Source organism: Paenibacillus sp. FW507-14B1B, assembly GCF_058781425.1.
The window spans coordinates 80,786-101,453 of record NZ_JBYSWS010000001.1 but is presented as its reverse complement, the minus strand read 5'-3'; the positions used below and the strand labels follow the sequence as shown (position 1 = coordinate 101,453).

Sequence of the window (20,668 nt, the reverse complement as noted above, 5' to 3'; positions counted from 1 at the left end):
ATAAATTTTCCCATACGTTGGGGCAAAACTATTTACTCGATGAAACTTTTCCATTACTATTCTTTTAATAGCATAAATACAAGGAGTGGTGGAATGGTTCGTATCAAAAATTACGTCATACTGCTATTCACCGCCATATTCATCACGATAGTTACGGGATGCAAGCAGACGGATGAGAACGAAGCAAAGTCGCCTGCTCCCACGTCTGAGATCGGCAACCCTCTCACCATCTCAATCTCCTTTTGGGACATCGGCAGAGACTTCGAGAAGAAGGATGCTGTGCTTCAGAAGCTCGAACATGACTTCAATATTACCTTCAAGCCAATTCAAGTGAGCCAGACAGACCACGAGGAGAAATTCAAAGTATGGGCCGCTTCAGGTAATTTCCCCGATTTATTCGCCCATTCCCTCGTCATCAATTCACCTGGCATCTATGCCGATTGGATCAAACAAAACCTCATTCGACCACTGCCAAGCGATCTATCGAAATATCCCAACGTCTACAAAATTGCACAAATTCCCGATACGCTCGCACTGCGCCGAGAAAAAAAATTGTATATGCTGCCGCGCATCGCTTACCCAACTAACGATCTATGGATGATGGAACGCATCGTATTCGTCCGTCAAGACTGGATGGATCACCTGAACCGCGCCGACCCGCGCAATTTCGAAGAGTTCGCAGCGTTGCTCGAGTCGTTCACCAAAGATGATCCGGATGGCAATGGTCTGCAGGATACCGTGGGTTTAACTGCCGCAAGCATGAACTATCTTTCTTGGGTATTCAGTCCGACCTTCCCGCAATTCGCTGCGAATCAGTGGGTCCAGGAGAACAATGAATGGATTCCTTATTACGCCTCGCAAAAGATGGAGCAGGTTGCCTTACAATTCCGCCAATTGTATCAGAGTGAAGGGCTTGATCCGAACTTCTTCCTCATGAAGGAAGATGATGCGATCGCCAAATTCACGCAGGGAAAAGCTGGCGCCTTGGTCTATAAAGGGACGCCGGAGAGCATGAGCAAGCTCGTTGAACTGTGGAACAAATCTAATCCAAAACAAGATTTCTACGATGCGGTCAAAATCTTGCATTTATGGCCTGCGGAAGATGGAAATCGCTACTTCTATGTCGCTCCAACCTATTCAACGGAGAGTTATTTCAGTGCGAATGTAAATGAAGAGAAAATGGATCGTATCTTACAGCTTTATGATTATCTCCTCTCACCCGAAGGGAAAAAATTAATGCAGTACGGGATTGAGGGTAAAGACTATGTGGAGATCGACGATCAGATCGTGATTACACGACCTCGCGAAGCGTCAGGACAACCTGTCAGCATTCAGAAGCTGTATCCTTCGACGAACACCTTGCATTCGCTTGCTTCTTGGGGGCTGGAACGAACCTATCCTCTCGACGAAATGAACAAAATCAAATATGGGGAACGAAATATTCTCGCTTGTCTCGAGGAAATGCGCTGGCTATTGAGAAATGCAAGGGCCACCCCGTTTAAATATTCAATCATCTCGCTCTCGACGCCGCATAAAGACAACATAAGTGCTTCCATTAATCCGATAGAAGATCTGACGGAAGTCGCACTAAGCACGGAAGATCCTATCAAGTTATGGCGTGAGAATATCAAAACCTATAATCAGATGGGGCTGCAGCAAGCCATCCGAGAAGTGAACGAAAAGCTGCTGCACCCAGATTATTAATAATCTCCTAACAAAATGGAGACCTCGCTTCCAAGTTGATTCAAGTGCACTGCGAGGGCAACGGAAAGTAAATACACAAACAACCACCCTGTACATCTCTCTTCATGAGAGATCCGGGGTGGTTGTTGTTCTACTTCGAGTTGAACAGAGAGATTGATAAGGACCTCCCCCTTCAACAGTTCAAGACGGAAAGAACATCCTGAATGAGTTTATGGAAGGCTGAGGTAGTGAATCACCACAATCAGGCTTCAATCGAATGATCAGCCAGTAAGTCTTCACCAGACAATAATAACTGGGAGGTCCACTTCGCATTTGGCGCAGACCAAAATTCATCAGAGGGCGATAAGCCCAGCGGTAGGAATACTGCAGAACATAAATATAAGCTGCCGGTATTAATATATGCTTCTGCAAGATTTGGCTGATAACCATATACGCCCGGGCGCAGCCAACCGTTGTCATCAAAATTTCCGGGTACTTCCATGGTACGCCTAATAACGGCAGTAAGCGCACAACGTACCTGAGCTGGATTAATTTTTTCGTCTAAGAAATGCTGCAATGCCGCTTGTCCCAAATGCTGAAACGCACCGAAACGATATGTAAGTGATCGTCCGATCAAGGGATACGTCCCATCAGGTGAGATCATCCGTTCCAGAATCGATGCATATCTCTTAGCTCGTTCAAGAATGATCGGCTTGAAACCTGTATATGCATATGAATCCTGTTCAAAAAGATGGATGAGATCAACCAGCATCGGTTGAATCACAAAGCTATTGTAATAATCCCAATGATAATCCTTTCCGTCTCCATATATGCCGTCTCCTTTGTACCAATCCATAAACATACGAATAGCATAATTGACGCGCACTTTGTCATACTCTGGGTCACCCAGAATATATATGCCTGCTTCCACCATTGCACTGAATAACAGCCAGTTGTTGGGCCCGGGTATCATATGGCGTGTTTTTTTGAAGGCCGAAATCAGATTCTTCTTAACCCGATCATCCAGTTTACTTGTAATATTACGGGGAGAACGTACAAGAGCATGGGCTAGGAACGCAGCATCCACCAACGGTTGACCGATGGAATCAAAGTCCATATAATCAGGCGAATCCTGATCTGTAGCCGCGTCCAGTGATTGTAGCATTAACTCGGTATATTTAAGTCTACGTTGTTCCTCTTCTCCATCCAGATCCTGCAATTCGAGCCAAGGAGCTATGCCGCAGGCCAGACGAGCAAAGGCTTCAAGATGAGCAAAGTGACTGCGCTCTCTATGAAATTCTATGGGCAGCTGTTCCCGTAACTTTCTTTGAGCCAAGGAAGATAACACGGGGTCACCAATTCTAATCATCGTATCTACCCAGTATTTACGCTGTTCTGTACCATTCATTGTAAGCATCCCTACTTTCCACTGTCTGATTAGTTAACTTACCTTTTCGATAGAATACATTATATTCCTTCTAACATGAACCCTTTCTTCTATACGTTCTATATATAGCAAAAAAACAAGCGTCTTCCTCGAAGGGTCACTCCCTTCTCAAAAGACGCCTGTTTTGAATTACTATTAAATTAAAGTCTACCCGCCGCCTTCACCTTCACGAGCAAAGCATTGCCTGGTAAGTATGCAATCGGAATATCTTCAGTGAATACAATTTGAACCGTGTCTGGATCGGCACCAGCAAGTACTGCCTGTTCTATTGCATGACGGCGAGCTTCCTTCATAACCTCATCATACGTCATATCATCGAGAGAATAGATTCGCTCTGTTTCCCCACTGACTTCACCCAGAGCAGCACCGATCGCATTCGCTGCATCATAATGATCTGGTCGAACAATACGAGATACGCCGGACAGTTCATCAGCTACGAGGATACTTCCGCCCCCTACCAGAATAACATCTACCGGATCAGCGCTCGTCTTCATTCGATCAATAGCATCTTCAATATCTTGAGTCATAATCTCATCTGCGCGGCGGCAGATCTGTTCATCAATATCATCCGTAAGAGCATCTGCCCATTCAGCTCGGCCCAGCTTAACCACAACGTCCGTTGCCGTTAGTGTATCTCCTCCAAAAATAAGACCTCGCTTCAGTAGCTCGTACCCTACGCTGTCTGGACCAACTGTAACACCATCTTCACCAGATCGAACGATTGTACCTCCACCGATACCAATGGAGAGAATATCTGGCATACGGAAATTCGTGCGTACCCCGCCGAGTTCAACAGCCGTTGAAGATTGGCGTGGGAACCCTTGGGTAAGAACGCCAACGTCCGTCGTTGTTCCGCCGATATCGAGCACAAGTGCATCTTGAAGACCAGATAGATGTGCAGCGCCGCGAATCGAGTTCGTTGGTCCGCAAGCAATCGTCAGAATAGGATACCGAAGTGCATAGTCGCTTCGCATCAACGTTCCGTCATTTTGACAGATATACACACTCGCTTTGATACCAAACTGGCCAAGTGCCGTTTCAAATCCTTTGACAACACCTGAGATTACACCTAGAAGAGCACCGTTTAACAGAGAAGCATTCTCTCGTTCCAAGAGCCCAATACTACCAATCTCGTGCGAGAGTGTGACTGACATATCAGCACCTAATACAGACTGCACAATTTCCGCAGCACGCTTTTCTTGTGAAGTATTCACTGGAGAGAACACGCCGCAGATTGCAACAGCGTCCACCTCTCCTCTCATTCGTTCGGCAAGTTCCTTAATCTCAGATTCGTCCATGTCTACTATGGTACGACCGTCATACTCATAGCCACCTTTAGCCATATACGCATGGGTTCCTACCGCTGCTTTGAGCGTATGATCCCAGCCAGCAAGAGGAGGAACGGCTGTTGTTGCCGGTGCGCCCAGTCGAATAAGTCCAACTTTACCCAGGTGCTTCCGCTCGACAATGGCATTGGTACAGTGTGTTGTACCGAGCATTGCGTACTTCACCTGCGCTGGGTTCACACCACTCTCAGATAGCAATCTACGCACAGCTTCCACGATACCATCGTTCACATCTCGGGTTGTATGCACTTTTACCGTGTGAATCGTGTTCAATCTTGAATCCAGAAGCGCAGCATCCGTATTCGTACCACCTACGTCGATACCTATACGGTACACTTCATTTTCATCGATCTGCACATGCAAGTTGTTAGTCATGTTGTTTGGCTCCCTTCTGTACAGACGTTAATTCTTCAATGGGCACATATGGAACATCGTAACCAAAGTACTGTGGACCTACCGTATTCAGACCCTGCGGCGTGCGCCATTTGGGATCACATGGGAAGCCAACAGCTGTCACGCGAGCACCATACTTTAGATTTTCAGTTGTAATTGGCATTCCTGTATCCTGATCCAAGAGAGAGATGAGGTCAGGTGTTACCGCTAAAGATTGTCCATCTTCTGACGCCAATAAGAATTCATTCTGGAAAAATAGCTTCATCGAACGCCCCTTATGATCGCCCGTTCCCTCGAATGTAGCTTCTCCTCTTGTAAATCCACCTTCCATCCGGCGACGGATATCTGCGGCTTTGCCATGGAATAGAGCATAACCATTCAATTGCTTAAGCAATGCTTCAATAGGGTTTTGCTTCAGGTCTTTTGATTCAAACAACGTTTTTCCAATTTCATAAGCCAAGGATAGGGTATACGGAATTGCACTTTTTTTGATCTGAGCGCCTGTTGCTGGGTAATCACAAATCGACGCAGAGCCCCCCATTTGTATCGTAATAGCTCGAGCAATACGCTCTTCCCATACTCCATCAATCGCATGGAGAAGAATACCATTCCCTCGTTCATCTGCCATCGTAATTGGAGATGGATCCATACCATCTAAATAGAATGTCACCATCTGAGATTCTGGAAAAGCTCGCCCCATCGCATCCGCATCCAGCACAGGGATTCCACGTTCCGCTGCCGTAATAACCGGAATAAGAGAGTTACCACCTCCAACCTCAATAGGCATGAGTGCTGTGACTTTTCTTCCTAATTCCTTTTCGATAAGTTCCAGGGGTTTGGTCATTTGTGATAACGCTGGAATTTTCTCATTCATCACGGTTGGAGCCCCAATCATGGACAGCGGTACAATCAAATCATCATCGTTTAAATCTTCCGGACGTACAACCTTAACTGGCCCATGCTTTTGGATTGCCTCGATTGCCATCAGTTTCCCGATATGTGGATCTCCTCCACCGCCCGTTCCCAGAACGGCAGCACCTACCGCTATATATTCAATTGCTTTTTCATCCAATTCCGTTAATACGAATGTACTCATCTTGTTGTCATCCTTTCTGACTTGCCACTTTTCCTACGATCCATTGCACAATAAATGCGAATATGAAACCATCCAAAGCTGGAACTTGTGTTAATTGAAATAATCCTAAACCATCTGGAGCTGATGTTGTCATATACGCAAAGAAACTTGATACTGCCCACACACAAAGTGAACGCACAACCCAGTTTTGGTTCTTATCCAATCCATCGAATGTGAATTTCGCCTTATTGATAAGCAAATATTCTGCCGTATAAATACCACCAATCGGTGAGATCAGCATCGTTACAAACGTTAAAAACGTGAGGAAATTATCATAAATACCGAATACAGCCAGTAGAGTTGCGAACAATCCAGCCACGATGGTAATGATATATTTAGGAACACGTGAGAATACAACCGAGAATCCTAGTGAAGCGGAATACAGATTATTGGTATTGGTTGTCCATTGTGCCAGAGTAAGAACGATAATAGCAGGGAACCCAAGTCCGATCGTTAAGAATATGCCAGTTAGATCACTTGAATCCATCACTCTAGATAAGAAGATCGCGATTATCGTCATAAAGCTATTCCCTACAAAAAATCCTACAAATGCAGCAATAATGGCATGCTTAGGTGTCCGTGCCCAGCGTGCGATATCGGGTGAAAGTACTGTACCTAACATGAAAATGCCGATTACAAGAGATATAGCTGTCCCCATCGGAAGTGGACTCCCACTAATCGGTTCCCAGATCGCAGTAGTACCATTAATATGAAAAGCAACAAACAAAGAAATAAAAATAAATATAACAAGAAGGGGAACAGACATCACACTCAGTCTTTCAATAGAACGATATCCCCATATTGCAGTTGACATCATCAGTACGCCACCTATGAATGACAGTAATCCTAAAGAAGCTTTTATGCCCCATAGATCTAACAAAGCGGTCTGCATGTTAGAGGCAAAGAATCCGGTTTGAACGCCAAACCATCCAAGGGATGAAATTCCCAATATCACCGAAACCATACGTGCCCCGCTATTTCCAAACAAGAAGCGGCTGATCATCGCTGTGGATAAACCAGTTTTCGCCCCTACATAAGCACATAGTGCACCGATAAGACCCAAAATCAGAGATCCAATAAAGGTTGCTGTCAGTGAGCTTGATAGATTCATTCCCGCCCCTAGCTCCGCACCCAAAAACATGGCAGAAAGATCAATCCCGATAGCAATCCATACGAATGCCATAGATAACCAATGCTTACGTAAATGCTGCGGGACAGGCTCCCGCTCGAAATCTTGAATTTTACCACTGTTGCTTGTGCTTTGAACTACACTTTTTGCTTCACCCATGGCTAGACTCCCCCTGTTGATTCAACTCCTAAGTGAAAGCTACAGACTGAGTACCTCTCCAGAACAAATCAAAGGTACTTTCCAGTTTCCGTTCAAACACTTCATTGGAGTTGTAATAAAAGAACTGCATACTCAGACCGTCCATTAAGTTCAAGAAAGCATCCACAAGCGGCTTTATTGGTTGATCCGGTATGGAACCTTCCTCCATCCCTTGCAGCATGAAGTCCTCAATAGTCTTGGACAACAGTTGATCAGATTCAAAGAAAGCCTCTTCTATCCCTTGTTTTAGGAATGTCGGTGGAAACAGAAGCGTACGCAACACGAAAATATTAGATTCTCTACTACTTATGTAATATTTATATTGTCTACGTAACACCCCATGAAGCTTCTCTCTCGCCCCCGAGGTCTCTCCTTCTTCAGATAATTGCTGTATGAAAGAGTTGTAGTCATGCATGGCTTCCTTAAATGCTGTGAGGAACAAGTCTTCTTTGTTCTTATAAAAAGCATAGATGGCAGGCGTCTTTACCCCAACTGCTTTAGCGATTTCAGACAATGCCGTACCGTCATACCCCTTCTCACCAAAGAGCACCATGGCTGCTTCCCTCAACTTATTTCTGGTCATGAATTGGTCACATCCTAAATTTAATTAACGTTAATTAAGTGAATTATACGTCTGGTTGTATAAAAATTCAATAGTTTTGTTAGATATCATTTTTTCCGGGGTTACAGGAGCTAAGATTAAAAAACGACCTTCCATTCATCATTTGAATGAAAAGTCGTCATTTATAGCCTTACTTAGACGTAAACTAACTTTACAGCTTTCCTTGAACGATCACTTTTTTCTGTCCCCTAAAAACCGTGACACATAAATCATGTTCAACCGCCTCGTACAATAACTGTAAATCATCAACGGTATCAACGATCCCACCGTTTATCTCCAATATGACATCGGCAATCTGAAACCCAAATTCATTCTGCCAGCTTCCCCATGGTATCGTCTCGATGAGGACCCCTGTTTCCGATGGTAAACCAGCGGCAGACACTTCGCCCATCCCAACGATATTTTTCACTTTGCATTGATCCCATGACATATACTGATGCTCACGACCCGATTCACTGACCGTATCACCAATCTGTGGTAGTTTTGGTGTTCTAGCAATCTTCTGTAGATTAAGGGTCCTGACGCCGAATTGATCCATCGTAAAATTACGAAAGCCGAGGGTAAGTGCGGGTGAATTCTCCCTGACCCGATAATCGCCTACGGCTGGATCGACGAACAACGCATCTGCTTTAATCGAATGTGTATCCGCCCCGCTCTGTTGTTGAAGCTCCTCTGCTACCCTCACACCTTCAAGACCCTTCTCATGAAGCAGGTTCCAGTCGCACTCCCGTCCCCACGGTTGCTCTACACGAATTGGTGCATATGCTGTAAAAACAATATTGGCCCGCACGATATCCTCACTACCCTTGAACCAGATATGGGGATGCAATGAGTTATTCACCATCACATTGTTCTCACACAGCCTATCAAAACCCTCTCGAAGCTTAATTCCTCCAGCAAGACAAAGATTGTTATAGATTTCATACTGGCTCGATCCATCGTCTAGATCTATGTCCCATCCATAGTCACAACGCCAGCGGTTATTGCGGATGATCACTGGCCTCATCATATCTAGCCTAGGCAGATTAGATAACTCACTATGCTCCTCCATACGTATGGTATCCATGTCCACATCTTCAAGCAACCAATACCGGTCTCGCCCCCATGAGTTAAATGATCCGTGATCCCCCGTTTCGAGTACCGTGTCGAACACATCGCAATACTCAATCAGATGTCCTCCAAACGTTCCCTCTGATACATTTATTCCAGCTCTTGGCACATCGTATATACTGCAGTGACGAATGGTAATGTCCAGCGCCATCGAAACTTGTACTCCGGCAGACTGCTTCTCGACACGTCCGATTTTTGTGATCAAGCAATCTTCAACCATACATTCTGCTGGGTAATTATTCGATTTTGGTCCCGGGGTAGTGTCTATATCCCCAAGCTTCTGTCTTTCTTCATAATTAAATAGTGGGCTTCGAACACTGTCAGACCGCCCAACAAATGCAATCCCGTTTGATCCAACATTCTCGATAAGACATTGTTTGACGAAGACGTGCCGATTATAGCCATCCACGAACACTGCATTTCCGCCAAGTTGACGGAATGTACATTGTTGAATGGTACAGTTCTCCGTCCCATGCATCTTAATCGCACCGCCCCGATAGATTGTCCAATCACTTCGTAAAAGCGGCTCTTTATTTTCCATAAATGTTCTGGTTGTATGTGTAAACGTAATTCCTTGGATATGGATATGACTAACAGGTGAATCTTCACTTCCTATAAATTCAATAAGATGAGGCAGATGACTAGCTTCAACGATACTCTCCTTCAAATCCGTTTCCGGATAAGGATACACATACAACATGCCTGTCGATTCATCATGATACCATTCACCGGGTGCATCCAATTCTTCAAAAATATTCTCAACATAACGAAACTCGTCATGCATGCCCATCTGTCGATTGTTCTGCCACCCGCCATCAAGGATGAGTTGATTCGCTCCATCTTTACCCTTAATCAGGTAGCGGTAATCCCCCCAAAGATGACTATGCATGGCGTGAACATATCCGCCCTCGGGACTAGCCCACCGGCTCACCCTCTCCGAATGAATACTATCGGCCGCATAACCGTTCATGATGCGCGTTTCTTTACTGAAATTTGGATATCGAGCCATATGATATTGGCACCCATCTATATACAACTGATCCAACTTCAAATGTGAAGGAGCATTTGCTTGCATGATACCGTCCTTAAATTCCTCCCAAGACAAGTTTAACTGTACACTCCCGCTAACGATAACGTCTTCTCCTTCTACAGCTACATAACTTACAGCATCTAATTCAGTTCTCGAATCCTCCGCCCTGAAATGAAGCGCTCTCATTAAGTGATACACTCCACCATGAATATGTACAGTTGTCTTTACTCCCTGGAATTTGCGTGCCTCCTCTTGGGCACGAGCAATCGTTGCATACGGACGTATCTTCGTTCCGAGATCTTCATCGTTTCCATGAGGCGATACATGGATATGTCTCTGATCTAACATCTTCGTTATTCATACCTCCTTATATATCACTATTGGACACCGTATTTATATCACGTCCTCTAGTTCATTACAAATCAATCTTTCTTTATAACAAAGCTCCATTCCACCTCGCTTATTCGTGGGAATGGAGCTATCAATTCGTTTATTAGAAAATGAAAAACAGTATTATCATTTCAATAACCAGAGTGCAGGGACATTAGGTGGCTCCCACCCTGAAAGAGATGTATGAGGTTGACGGCAGATGTACGTTTTCCCACCATACGTAACTTCATCATTAACTTTGTAACTTACATTCGCACTCCATCCTACAGGCCCCGCGGGGCCCGTTGTTACACTAATTGAAGACCCTGCAGAAATATTACCTGCTGCATCTTGTGCTGTCACGATAAACTGATAGCTGGTATTCGCGGTTAGTCCGCTAATTGTCACGGTAGTCCCCTGAGTTTGAGCAATATTGGTCCCATATGTTATCGTGTATCCGCTCACACCAACATTATCCGTTGAAGGTGTCCAGCTTAGTGTTACACTCGTTGAAGTTGTTGAGAGGATTTGTACATTCCCTGGTGCTGAAGGTGCCGTCTGATCTGTACTAACTACATCTGTTTTTACCGTAAGCTGTGAGCTTGCTGCAGACTGATTACCTGCCGCATCCTTAGCTTTTACAGTAAATACATAATTGGTATCTGGGATGAGACCGGTAATCGTTGCACTCGTTCCAGTCACATTTAACGTTTGAGAACCGTACGAAATAATATACCCGGTCACAGCTACATTATCTGTCGAGGCCGTCCAGCTCAAGTTAACCGTTGTTGAGGTTTTGGATAGTACAGCTAGATTTGTAGGAACGGTTGGAGGCTGTGTATCAGGTACGGGAGGAGTTAGTGCATCCAGATAAGCCCTGTGATTGTTCGAAAATTCAAAGTTGTTAAACTTATCCCAGTTAATCGACCAAGTCATCACTCCACGGAAGTCAGGATATCCAGTTGTACTGCCCCTTGTGGTGTAACTGGATAATTGTTTACCTTTAATCAGAGCATCAAGTGCTTTCTGTACTTCTGCAACCGATGTGAAACCACCACCTGCATTGGTGTTAGCTGGTAAACCGAGAAGCACTTGGTCCGGACGTAATGCTGGAAACATATGATTGTTATTTTTGGCGACAGGGAAGCCTGTAAGAAGCATATCAGCCATCGCTACATGGAAATCCGCATTTCCCATGGTGTGGTACTGATTATCTAGTCCTGTAATCGGGCCCGAATTATAGTTCTGTACTTGTAGCCAATCCAGAATATCACGCGTTGCATAAATGACAGGTAGATATGATCCGGCTCGGCTGTCACAACTTATGCAGCTCCCTCCATAAAAGCTGTAACCAAGCTGCACGAAGAATGTTTCAGGAGCCATCGTGAGGTAAAACGTATCGGTTCCAAAATAATTGTTAAGCGTCCGAAGTGCAGATATTAAATTCACAATGACAGGTGTCGTTGGATTTTTGAAATCGCTATCACCCGAATTTAAATAAAGGGAATGACCTTCAAAATCCACATCCAATCCATCAAATCCATACTTCTCAATAATCGCTCGCACAGAATTTACGAAGTTATCACGAGCTGTCGTTGTTGGAAGCTGTACTTGACCATTCGCGCCTCCGATCGAGATGATCACTTTTTTGCCTTGAGATTGTAAGTATGCAACATCTGATTTGAATTCAGATTCTGTATAATTGTAAGGAGTAAACCCGATCGTTCCATTACTAACCCCTGAGGTAGGCTCGGCGAAAGAGACATTGATTACATCAAACTTGGAAGAGACATCACGCAGCTTAATAAAGCCTGAACCATTGTCGAAATTATGCCAATAGCCCACAATCGTCTTGGTTGCTACTGCGGCATGAACTTTGGGAGTATTCACAGCTAGAACCTGAAACAGTGTAAGAACCATGATGAAACTAAGTGCGAACATCCATATTTTGCGAACAGAAAAACGGTCTTGAACCATTCGTTATTAGCCTCCTTGTTAACGAGAGTAAATTGATAACGCTTGCACAAAACGATGAAATTCCCGGGTGAAATGCCGGAAGCCCCCTCTCCTTTCTCGACAGTGTACGGATACCGATGACTCACTAGCGTCTAATTCCTTCATTTTTGTTGTGTTCTTCCTGCTTTATTATCAAGAAGGGACAATCTGAAGAGAAAGGATAATTTATGACATAGGGGGATAAATTCTTCTATCCCAAACACAAGTTAACTGAACTCCACTTATGGGTGAACTATAAATGATCAATACTGTTAAGCAGTAAAATAAGCCCAGCAATACACATCATCCAAGAGAGCACCGATCCAGTACTATTGGCGATTTTCACGCTTAATTTTTCAAGAGGTTTCTGCAGTAATCGGCCAAACATAGCATGTAATCCGATCAATAGTAATGGCGGAAGAATCATAATGAAATTATAAGCAGCTAATATGGGTACCCACTGAAAGATTGTTAGCTGAGCTGTTGTCATAAGTCCAATAGCTGCAAAATATGGGAGTGCTGTAGCTACCTCTAATAAAGAAGTCGTTACTCCAAGACTAATCATCGCACTCATTTTTAAAGATTTAGGCTTGACCGGTTTAGCCGCCTTCTTCGTAGGAACATAAAAACTTGCGATAAATAAGACTCCCCCAACAACCGCTGTAATCCAGCTTATCACTCGGTTTTGAAGCATATTGGATGCTGCATCAAATATAAAATCCAAACCTAGCATAAGCGAAATGCCTACAATGAAGTAGAATCCCGCTACCGTCATCAAATACACCATTAATCGGGAGAAGATCCGATTTCTATCCCTCAATAATAAATACAAAGTCACCCCAATGGTGGCTGGACTCACCATATCTAACAAAGCTAATGCCCCGACAGAGAGCAGTAATTCTATACTCAAGATATTCTCCTCCACTCCAGATCTGTTTCAATTACTTCTCTTTCTTCATCGATAGCTTAATGAAATATCCAATCCCCAATCCAATAAGGACGCCTGGTAGAGCTTGATCCATTATCAATCCTAATCCAGCACCTATAATTACAAATACATAAATAATCATATCTCCTCGATTCATGCTGTCTCTCCTTTCGAAATCTAGTCGTTTATTTCGTCGATGATCATCCTATAAGATGACGTAACGTCAGGTTCAAGTCTTTTTATGAAATATATTAAATCCGATAAAATCTTAAATTATTACTTGCTTGTGACGTTACGTCACCTATTACAATCAGATCTAGCAAACCTAAGGAGTGTTCATTATATGAAATTCAGAAATCTTATTATTTACGTATTGATCATGCTATTGGTAAGTGGCTGCGGCGCCATAAACTCTGATGGAAACGAAGAAATTCAGCAGTTCTCTCTAAAGGATATAGAAGCGATACACATTGATCATGGAAGCACCAAATTATTCATAGAATCGGCCGATATCGAATCACTCGAAGCTACCTTACGCTTGTATGACGATGGACCGGGAATGGTGATGGACCGTAATGAACAGCAACTTGATATTAAGCTAAAAAGTGACGTCATTCGTATCTTAAATCTTGGGCATCAGCCGGAACTCCATGTACGTGTTCCAATCGACTTCACAGGGCAGGTGATTACGCAAGGTTCATCGGGTTCAATGACGGGTGTTAATCTTCAATCTCATAGTCTGAAGGTCATCGGGAAGAGCGGTAATATCAAACTTGATTTTGCTAAGCTTCATAACGATGTTCAAGTTGAGGCATCAAGTGGCAACGTAGAATTAAATGTTCTTGATGAACATCCGGATGTTCGCTGGCTTTTGCATACAGGAAGTGGCAGACGCTCTATATCGATTCCTCTTGAAAGTTCGAAGCAGAGTAATCGAAAGACCGAAGGTTTCACAGGAGATGGAACATATGAGGTAAACATAAAGACTGGTTCCGGGAATATATCTGTTCAATGACAGACAGACTGTACTGAGCGCAAAAAAAGACAGCCTCTACTCGAAGTGAACAAGAGGCTGTCTTTATCAGTCATAATCTATAACAATCTACTTCTCAGCTAGTTCAGGGCTACTCTGCATTAAGAATTCCTTCAATCCATTAACAATGGCATGTGCTGCAAGTTCCTGACCTTCTTTGCTTCGTAATCGGGTCTCTTCTTGAGCATTCGTGAGATATCCAACCTCGATCAGCACAGCAGGCATTTTGGCAGTTGATAGCACATGCATGCGTTCTTGTTTAATTCCTCGATCTCGCAGTCCAAACTCTTGTGTTAGATGTCGTTGAATGATTTCGGCCAACGCTTTACTTCCTTCATGCCGGTAAATGGTCTCTGTACCCGTTACTGTTGAATCTTCATACGTATTGGCATGAATGGATATCAAAGCATCAGCATTCCATGCATTTGCCATAGCAGCTCGTTCGCTTAATCCTATATATTCATCATTCTCTCTAGTCATATAAGGTTCAAACATAGGATCCGCTTCAAGCGCCTCATATATGACTTGTGCAAGAGATAGATTAAACTCTTTCTCATATGCTCCACTAACGCCTATGGCACCTGGATCTGAACCACCATGTCCTGGATCAATGGCAATCCGGTATGTCTGCGATGGAGAAGATACTTTCGTAACCTTCTTCAATGCTTCATCTGATTGTGAAGATACTTCAGAAGATGTATCGTCAGCCGCTAGAGTTCTTGAATCGCTGTGCTCAATGATGTTGAATCCGATCATTACAACAAATACCACAAGCATTAACAAGATCACTTTTATTGGTTTTCTTCTTCTGTAATGAATCATGGTTCCTTCCTCTCTATGATGTCGGTATGATAAGTAATAAAAGAAGCCATACATTGTATGACTTCTATTGTAAACAGTTATTTATTTAAAAGGGGTAAAATACTTCACTTTTAATGATATTTTAATTTAGTTCATATAATACAGTTTATACGATACGATTCACCAAACGCTGAAGATCATGGATCCTCCTTGGTGTATCCAGGGTAGAATGATTTAGCATTTCACATAATGCAACGAGTTCCTCCAGCTTAGATAGGATTCTCCAATCCTTATGAAGAATACCTCCTTGCTCTCTGTAAGCTCTAATAAAATACTCTTCATATAAGGAACCATCTTCTTCGTATCTGAGCATATTGCCAATGTCCACATATCGATTCCATGCGAAGGCAAATTCCCAATCCAGAATAGCGGATACAGCACAATCTACTACGTCATCTCGGACGAGTATGTTTAAACCATTAAAGTCGGAATGTACAAGAACTGGCTTCTCATCACTCTCTGACAACAGCGGACTATAACTTTGGCAATAAGACCAGACCTGTTGGATAAGTTCCTCTCCTAGCCATATACCACAAGGCTGATGAAATAGACTCTGCTCAATGAATGAAAGAAATCGATCGGCATCCATTGTCATAGGCGCCTTGATATTTAAATCTTTATCGAAAAAACCGGATTCAGAAAAAGTATACTGATGCACATCTGCAAGACTTCTACCAACAGAAATTGCCGCCGATATTATATCAGATTTAGTTCCGTTTCTAATCAAGTCGCGAAGAAGAATTCCTTCCTTCCATTCCATAACAGCCCATGGATGCCGAGTGTGAGTACAGGTTGTATCTGCATAAACAAAGTTCGCAACAGGAACGGATTGAGAGACATGCTTCGAGATAGCGAGTTCTTTATCTGCTACATCCTTATCTCCGCGATATAGGCGAAACACATAGGGCGCGTCGCTTCCTTCCATAAGAATCTTATAATTCGAATTACTCAGCCCCGTTCCGATTCGTTCTGCTGAGATCAGTTTTTTATTCGGAAAGGCGGGCTTAATTATGTCCTCAATCTCGGTGAAATCAAGTGAGATAGATTCCTCCGTTCGCTCCCAATCATCTTTCATCATCAACTCTCCTTCTACGCTTTTTATTCTATTGAAACAGTCTTAAGAATCAATAGAACCAAACCCTACTCAGCAACTTTCGCATATTCTTTATCCAAAGATTGCTCTCCTTGCCATAATAACTGCATCTCTTCATTCGTTGCGAGTAACTCTGACAAACTTCCTTCCGCCTCGATTCGGCCATCTTTCATAACAATGATATGATCCGCCTTCGCAAGAGCAGCCCTGCGATGAGACACTGCAATGCAGGTGACGTCCTTCTCTTGGAACAGTCCTTCCCACACCTGCTGCTCTGTTTCGACATCCAGTGCACTCGATAGATCATCAAAGATGAATAAATCTGCACCTGTCATCAGCATACGAGCCGTTGCTGCTCGCTGAATTTGTCCTCCAGATAACATGACTCCTCTTGGACCGACGTATGTTTCCAATCCTTTATCAAGGTTCTCCAAATCCCTATCCATCACAGCTATGCGTATGGATCGCTCCAAACTTTCTTCAACATTCTCTTTCTTTCCCTGCACGATATTCTCTCGTAACGGATCACTGAACAAACGAGGTACCTGTGGTGTATAAGCGGCCCTAGGTGGCATAAGAAAGGTTGCCGGATCGACATCTTGACCGTTCCACCGAATGGTTCCACTCTGTTTAGGAAGAAGACCAAGCAATGTACGTACAAGCGTGGATTTACCTGAGCCTATACGACCGGTGATCACAAGAAACTTCCCTCGCTCAAGACAGAACTGGATATCTGCTATCCCGTTGTCAGACTGAGGGTAGTGATACGATAAGTCCTTTACTTCAAGCACTTCGAGTTTTTCGCTTGGATCTCTTTTGATATTCGAAAGCTCTGGCGGATCTTCATTAAGGTACGTTTCTCTAGCTTCAATAAGTCGATCTTCTTCACCGGGACGAAACAATGTACGCATCCGGTCAAAAGATACTTTAAGCCGCTTATGCTGAAATACCATATAACCGAATAGAGAAATACTAAATCCGATATTTCCCAAATAGGCTGTGAATAAAGCAAAATCCCCAACACTGAAACGCCCCGCCTGCATCTCCGCAGCACAAAGGAGGAGAATCAAGCCCGTACAAATACTTAGCACATGCTGATTAAGAGAACGCATCCACTGCTTGAACAGATTATCCTTGAGTGCAGCTTGACGGCGCTCTTCATTCAGCTTCATAAATCGTTCATGAACATGGTTCTCTGCCTGCCCCAGCTTCAAGGCTTGCACGGAACCAAATGTTTCTGCAATAAAACTAGTAATTCGCCCCGTCGCTTCACGATTTTTCTGTCCATATTGTCGTGCACGATTACCTGACAGATTATTAAGCAGTGTAACTACCACTAAGGGAAGAACAGCTACCAGCATGATCACCCAGTTAATGCTCGCCATAATAATAACGGAAACGATTGCAAACACGAGACGTCCCCAAAAATCAACCCATGATTCTATATATTCGACAACCTCATCCACATCATCACGGAAACGACTCATCGCTTCTCCAGGAGATGCTGGTAAGTTCCGTCCAGGCCAGCGCATAATACCTGCCAACATATTCGTTCTTAGAATAGCTTGGATGTGATAAATATACGTCACCCATTGATAAAAGGCTGTAAAGAAAGCCCCCACTCTTACAACTCTAACTAAGGCAATGAATATAAGAGGCACAGCGAGCCACAAGAAATCCGGTGAATTCGAAGTTGTTCGATCAAAGAACCACTGCATTCCAAGTCCGATAGCTAACGGCAAGGAATGAAATATACACCATAACAATCCATTGATGATAAACAAGAAGGGTTGAAAGCGAAACAACCGCCCGATAAAACCACTGATTGTCATGCTAATTCCTCCTCTCTACCGGTTACTAGCAATCTTGCATAATGTGAGGTTGGATCTTGCGCAAGTGCTTCTCTTTCACCAAACTCCAGAATCCGGCCATCACCGAGAACCATGATTTTGTCCACGGACTCTAGTGTTGCAAGTCGGTGTGCAATAATGACCCCTGTACACTGACGCATGAGCTGGTCCACAGCGACCTGAAGCATATGTTCTGTTGCAGCATCGAGTCTAGAAGATGGCTCATCTAGAATGACCAAGCTTGGTTGGGTTAGAAATACACGAGTTAGTGCAAATAGCTGCGCCTCACCTGCAGAGAGGGATGCACCACCTGCAGTGAGATATGCATCTAATCCTTCTGGCTGAGCATCAATCCATTGACGAAGTCCTAATCGCTCTGTTGTTTCCAGAATAAATTCATCCGTCACTCGGTTATCAAACAGCGTTAAATTATCTCGTAGCGTACCATCAAATAACTGTACATCTTGCGTTACCATTCCAACTCTTCGATATAAAGATGTAAGTTTAAGCTTCGTAATATCCGTTCCCCCAACCCGAATGATGCCACTATCAATGTTATACAGACGAAGAAGTGTTCGACTAAGGCTCGACTTCCCGCTCCCAGTCCGACCGATAATGCCGAGACGCTCTCCAGGATTCACTTTAAAATGAATGTCATGTAAGACAGGCTTATCCTGGTTATAGCTAAAGTTAACTCCTTCAAATTCAAGTCCAAGCGCTCCATCCGGGAGTTCTTCCTCGTTCCCTTCGACAATCTCACTGCGATTCGATAGTAACTCTCTAGAACGAATCATACCTGACTTCGCTTTCTGGAACTCTTGCACTTGATCCCCTAGCATCTCAATCGGGTCATTCAGCATTTGGGTATACTGATAAATTAGGAATAAGGTTCCCAAACTAATCTCGCCAACTAAATAATAACGAACACCGATTAATAGAACAGCAGTTACAGCAAGTGCGAATAGGATGACCGTGGTGTTCCACGGGACGACTCGAAGCATCCAAGCTTTTCTTCCTTTTAAGAAAACGACTCGCATCATACGATGGAATCGATTCATAATATAAGGTACATTCCCATTGGCTTGAACATCTTCGATCCCGGCAATCCGCTCTTCTATAAGGCCAAACAAGGATGCACTCGCTTCTCGCTCCGATTTGGACGAGTTCACACCTAAGTTACGAATGAATACCATAAACATAATGGATAAGAGTGTGAAAATTGTCATGACAATAGCAATGGGTAGATTCACCGTATACATGAATCCTAAAATCCCAGCTAATAACACAAAACTTCCAATGACCTGCACTATAAACATCGAGAAGAAATTCGAAATGCTTGTTACGTCCCCATCTATGCGTTCAATCATCTCTCCTGGTGTCTTTTTGTTATGAAAACGCATATCAAGCCGCAAACAATGCTTTAGCAGATCTCCACGTAATCGATTCGTAGCTCGCCATGAGACATCGTTCCCGAGATAGCTAACAGCCACCGTAATCAGTTGGTTGACTACAGCTACGATCAAGAACAGCCCCGCAAGCTGAATCAGACTAGCAAGTATCCCGCCTCCAGCAGCGGTATCAATAAATCGCTTAACAATCTGTGGTTGTAAGAGCTGCAGCCCTGTAGAACCTAAGAGCATAACGAGCAGTATCATCAGCCGTCCTTTTACCGGGATTAAATATCTCAGCAGCCACGACATCGAAACCTTTTCTTGCTTGGGCAATGTGCCCACCCCCATAATATTCAGTTATCTTCTTGTCATTTAAAGATCCGTCTGTATCATTTTTCATGCGCAACCTCGCTAAGAAGAATTCTGAAACACAACTTTTACGACTCGGAACACACCATGATTAGAAATACTGAATAACAAGATAACTCACCCATTTCTTCAAATTATTTTATTAAAATCTTAAACTCCGAACCGTAGTAGCATCTGCTTATCAAGAATTCCGCAATTATCTGCACACTACTAAAGCATCTCCTTTCCATGTGAAGGGATATTTTGGACGCAAAAAAGCCGCTCGATGAACAAATGTCCACCAACGGCTTATTAACATTAAAGAAACGGCAAAAATGAAAGTGAATTTCACTTCTGCAAGTTGCTTGAATGCAATGCAATAATAGATGAGATGTTCAAGACAGGGTGTGCACAAACGTTCATCATGAGATCAACCTTAATAAGCATTGATTATAATCATCTGACCGTTCGTCACCTATTCAGTTATCGATTACTCGATAGGTCCTGTCATAAACATTTTCATTATTATCCACCCACTCACATATTTGTTCTTATTGTATTCGCTCAATCCACAATTGTAAAGAAAATATTACCAATCAACCTCATATTCAAAATCAGGAAAGCGATTATTCACCCGCATTACATTACACTAGCGCCTTCTTCATATTTATGGTAATTTCACTGTAGCGCGAATGTTCCACTCGCAT

15 protein-coding genes are annotated in these 20,668 nt (G+C 43.5%); 2 read left to right on the top strand and 13 right to left on the bottom strand.

Annotated features, from left to right (window positions below):
- Positions 1–93: 93 nt before the first annotated feature.
- Positions 94–1,704, top strand: a complete 1,611-nt coding sequence (locus tag AC3WJJ_RS00455) for an extracellular solute-binding protein (RefSeq protein WP_492537005.1) — start codon at positions 94–96, stop codon at positions 1,702–1,704.
- 241 nt (positions 1,705–1,945) lie between these two features.
- On the opposite strand, the gene AC3WJJ_RS00450 is transcribed toward AC3WJJ_RS00455, so the two are convergent.
- The 9 genes from AC3WJJ_RS00450 to AC3WJJ_RS00410 form a co-directional block, all read right to left on the bottom strand.
- A complete protein-coding gene (locus AC3WJJ_RS00450; protein ID WP_492537003.1) occupies positions 1,946–3,091 on the bottom strand; it encodes a DUF2264 domain-containing protein in 1,146 nt (381 codons plus the stop codon).
- A gap of 179 nt (positions 3,092–3,270) precedes the next feature.
- Entirely contained in the window at positions 3,271–4,851 is a 1,581-nt protein-coding gene (locus tag AC3WJJ_RS00445; protein ID WP_492537001.1) for a hydantoinase/oxoprolinase N-terminal domain-containing protein, read from the bottom strand.
- On the bottom strand, positions 4,844–5,965 hold the full coding sequence (locus AC3WJJ_RS00440) for an S-methyl thiohydantoin desulfurase family protein (protein ID WP_492536999.1): 1,122 nt from the start codon (positions 5,963–5,965) through the stop codon (positions 4,844–4,846). Before AC3WJJ_RS00440 ends, AC3WJJ_RS00445 begins: the two co-directional genes overlap by 8 nt.
- A 7-nt stretch (positions 5,966–5,972) precedes the next feature.
- Positions 5,973–7,292 (bottom strand): cytosine permease, encoded by a 1,320-nt coding sequence (locus AC3WJJ_RS00435; RefSeq protein ID WP_492536997.1) that lies wholly within the window; start codon positions 7,290–7,292, stop codon positions 5,973–5,975.
- A gap of 28 nt (positions 7,293–7,320) precedes the next feature.
- Positions 7,321–7,914 carry a TetR/AcrR family transcriptional regulator gene (locus tag AC3WJJ_RS00430; protein WP_492536995.1) on the bottom strand — a complete coding sequence of 198 codons (594 nt, stop codon included), beginning with the start codon at positions 7,912–7,914 and terminating at the stop codon, positions 7,321–7,323.
- A gap of 190 nt (positions 7,915–8,104) precedes the next feature.
- Entirely contained in the window at positions 8,105–10,441 is a 2,337-nt protein-coding gene (locus AC3WJJ_RS00425) for a hypothetical protein (protein WP_492536993.1), read from the bottom strand.
- Between the two features lie 168 nt (positions 10,442–10,609).
- Positions 10,610–12,439, bottom strand: a complete 1,830-nt coding sequence (locus AC3WJJ_RS00420) for a fibronectin type III domain-containing protein (RefSeq protein WP_492536991.1) — start codon at positions 12,437–12,439, stop codon at positions 10,610–10,612.
- A 271-nt stretch (positions 12,440–12,710) separates the two neighbouring features.
- Positions 12,711–13,367, bottom strand: coding sequence for a GAP family protein (locus AC3WJJ_RS00415; RefSeq protein WP_492536989.1), 657 nt, complete (start codon positions 13,365–13,367; stop codon positions 12,711–12,713).
- 31 nt (positions 13,368–13,398) lie between these two features.
- Entirely contained in the window at positions 13,399–13,542 is a 144-nt protein-coding gene (locus AC3WJJ_RS00410) for a hypothetical protein (protein ID WP_422656918.1), read from the bottom strand.
- 186 nt (positions 13,543–13,728) lie between these two features.
- Here AC3WJJ_RS00410 and AC3WJJ_RS00405 point away from each other — a divergent pair, with 186 nt between their 5' ends.
- On the top strand, positions 13,729–14,400 hold the full coding sequence (locus AC3WJJ_RS00405; RefSeq protein WP_492536987.1) for a DUF4097 family beta strand repeat-containing protein: 672 nt from the start codon (positions 13,729–13,731) through the stop codon (positions 14,398–14,400).
- 87 nt (positions 14,401–14,487) lie between these two features.
- Here the strand turns inward: AC3WJJ_RS00405 and AC3WJJ_RS00400 are convergent, their stop codons facing one another.
- The 4 genes from AC3WJJ_RS00400 to AC3WJJ_RS00385 form a co-directional block, all read right to left on the bottom strand.
- Complete coding sequence (locus AC3WJJ_RS00400; RefSeq protein ID WP_492536985.1) at positions 14,488–15,240, bottom strand: N-acetylmuramoyl-L-alanine amidase family protein; 753 nt, start codon at positions 15,238–15,240, stop codon at positions 14,488–14,490.
- A gap of 145 nt (positions 15,241–15,385) precedes the next feature.
- Positions 15,386–16,354, bottom strand: a complete 969-nt coding sequence (locus tag AC3WJJ_RS00395; RefSeq protein ID WP_492536983.1) for a phosphotransferase family protein — start codon at positions 16,352–16,354, stop codon at positions 15,386–15,388.
- Positions 16,355–16,419: 65 nt separating this feature from the next.
- Positions 16,420–18,204, bottom strand: a complete 1,785-nt coding sequence (locus AC3WJJ_RS00390) for an ABC transporter ATP-binding protein (protein WP_492536981.1) — start codon at positions 18,202–18,204, stop codon at positions 16,420–16,422.
- Positions 18,201–19,955, bottom strand: coding sequence for an ABC transporter ATP-binding protein (locus AC3WJJ_RS00385; RefSeq protein ID WP_492539521.1), 1,755 nt, complete (start codon positions 19,953–19,955; stop codon positions 18,201–18,203). The genes AC3WJJ_RS00390 and AC3WJJ_RS00385 overlap by 4 nt, the downstream gene beginning before the upstream one ends.
- Positions 19,956–20,668 lie beyond the last annotated feature (713 nt).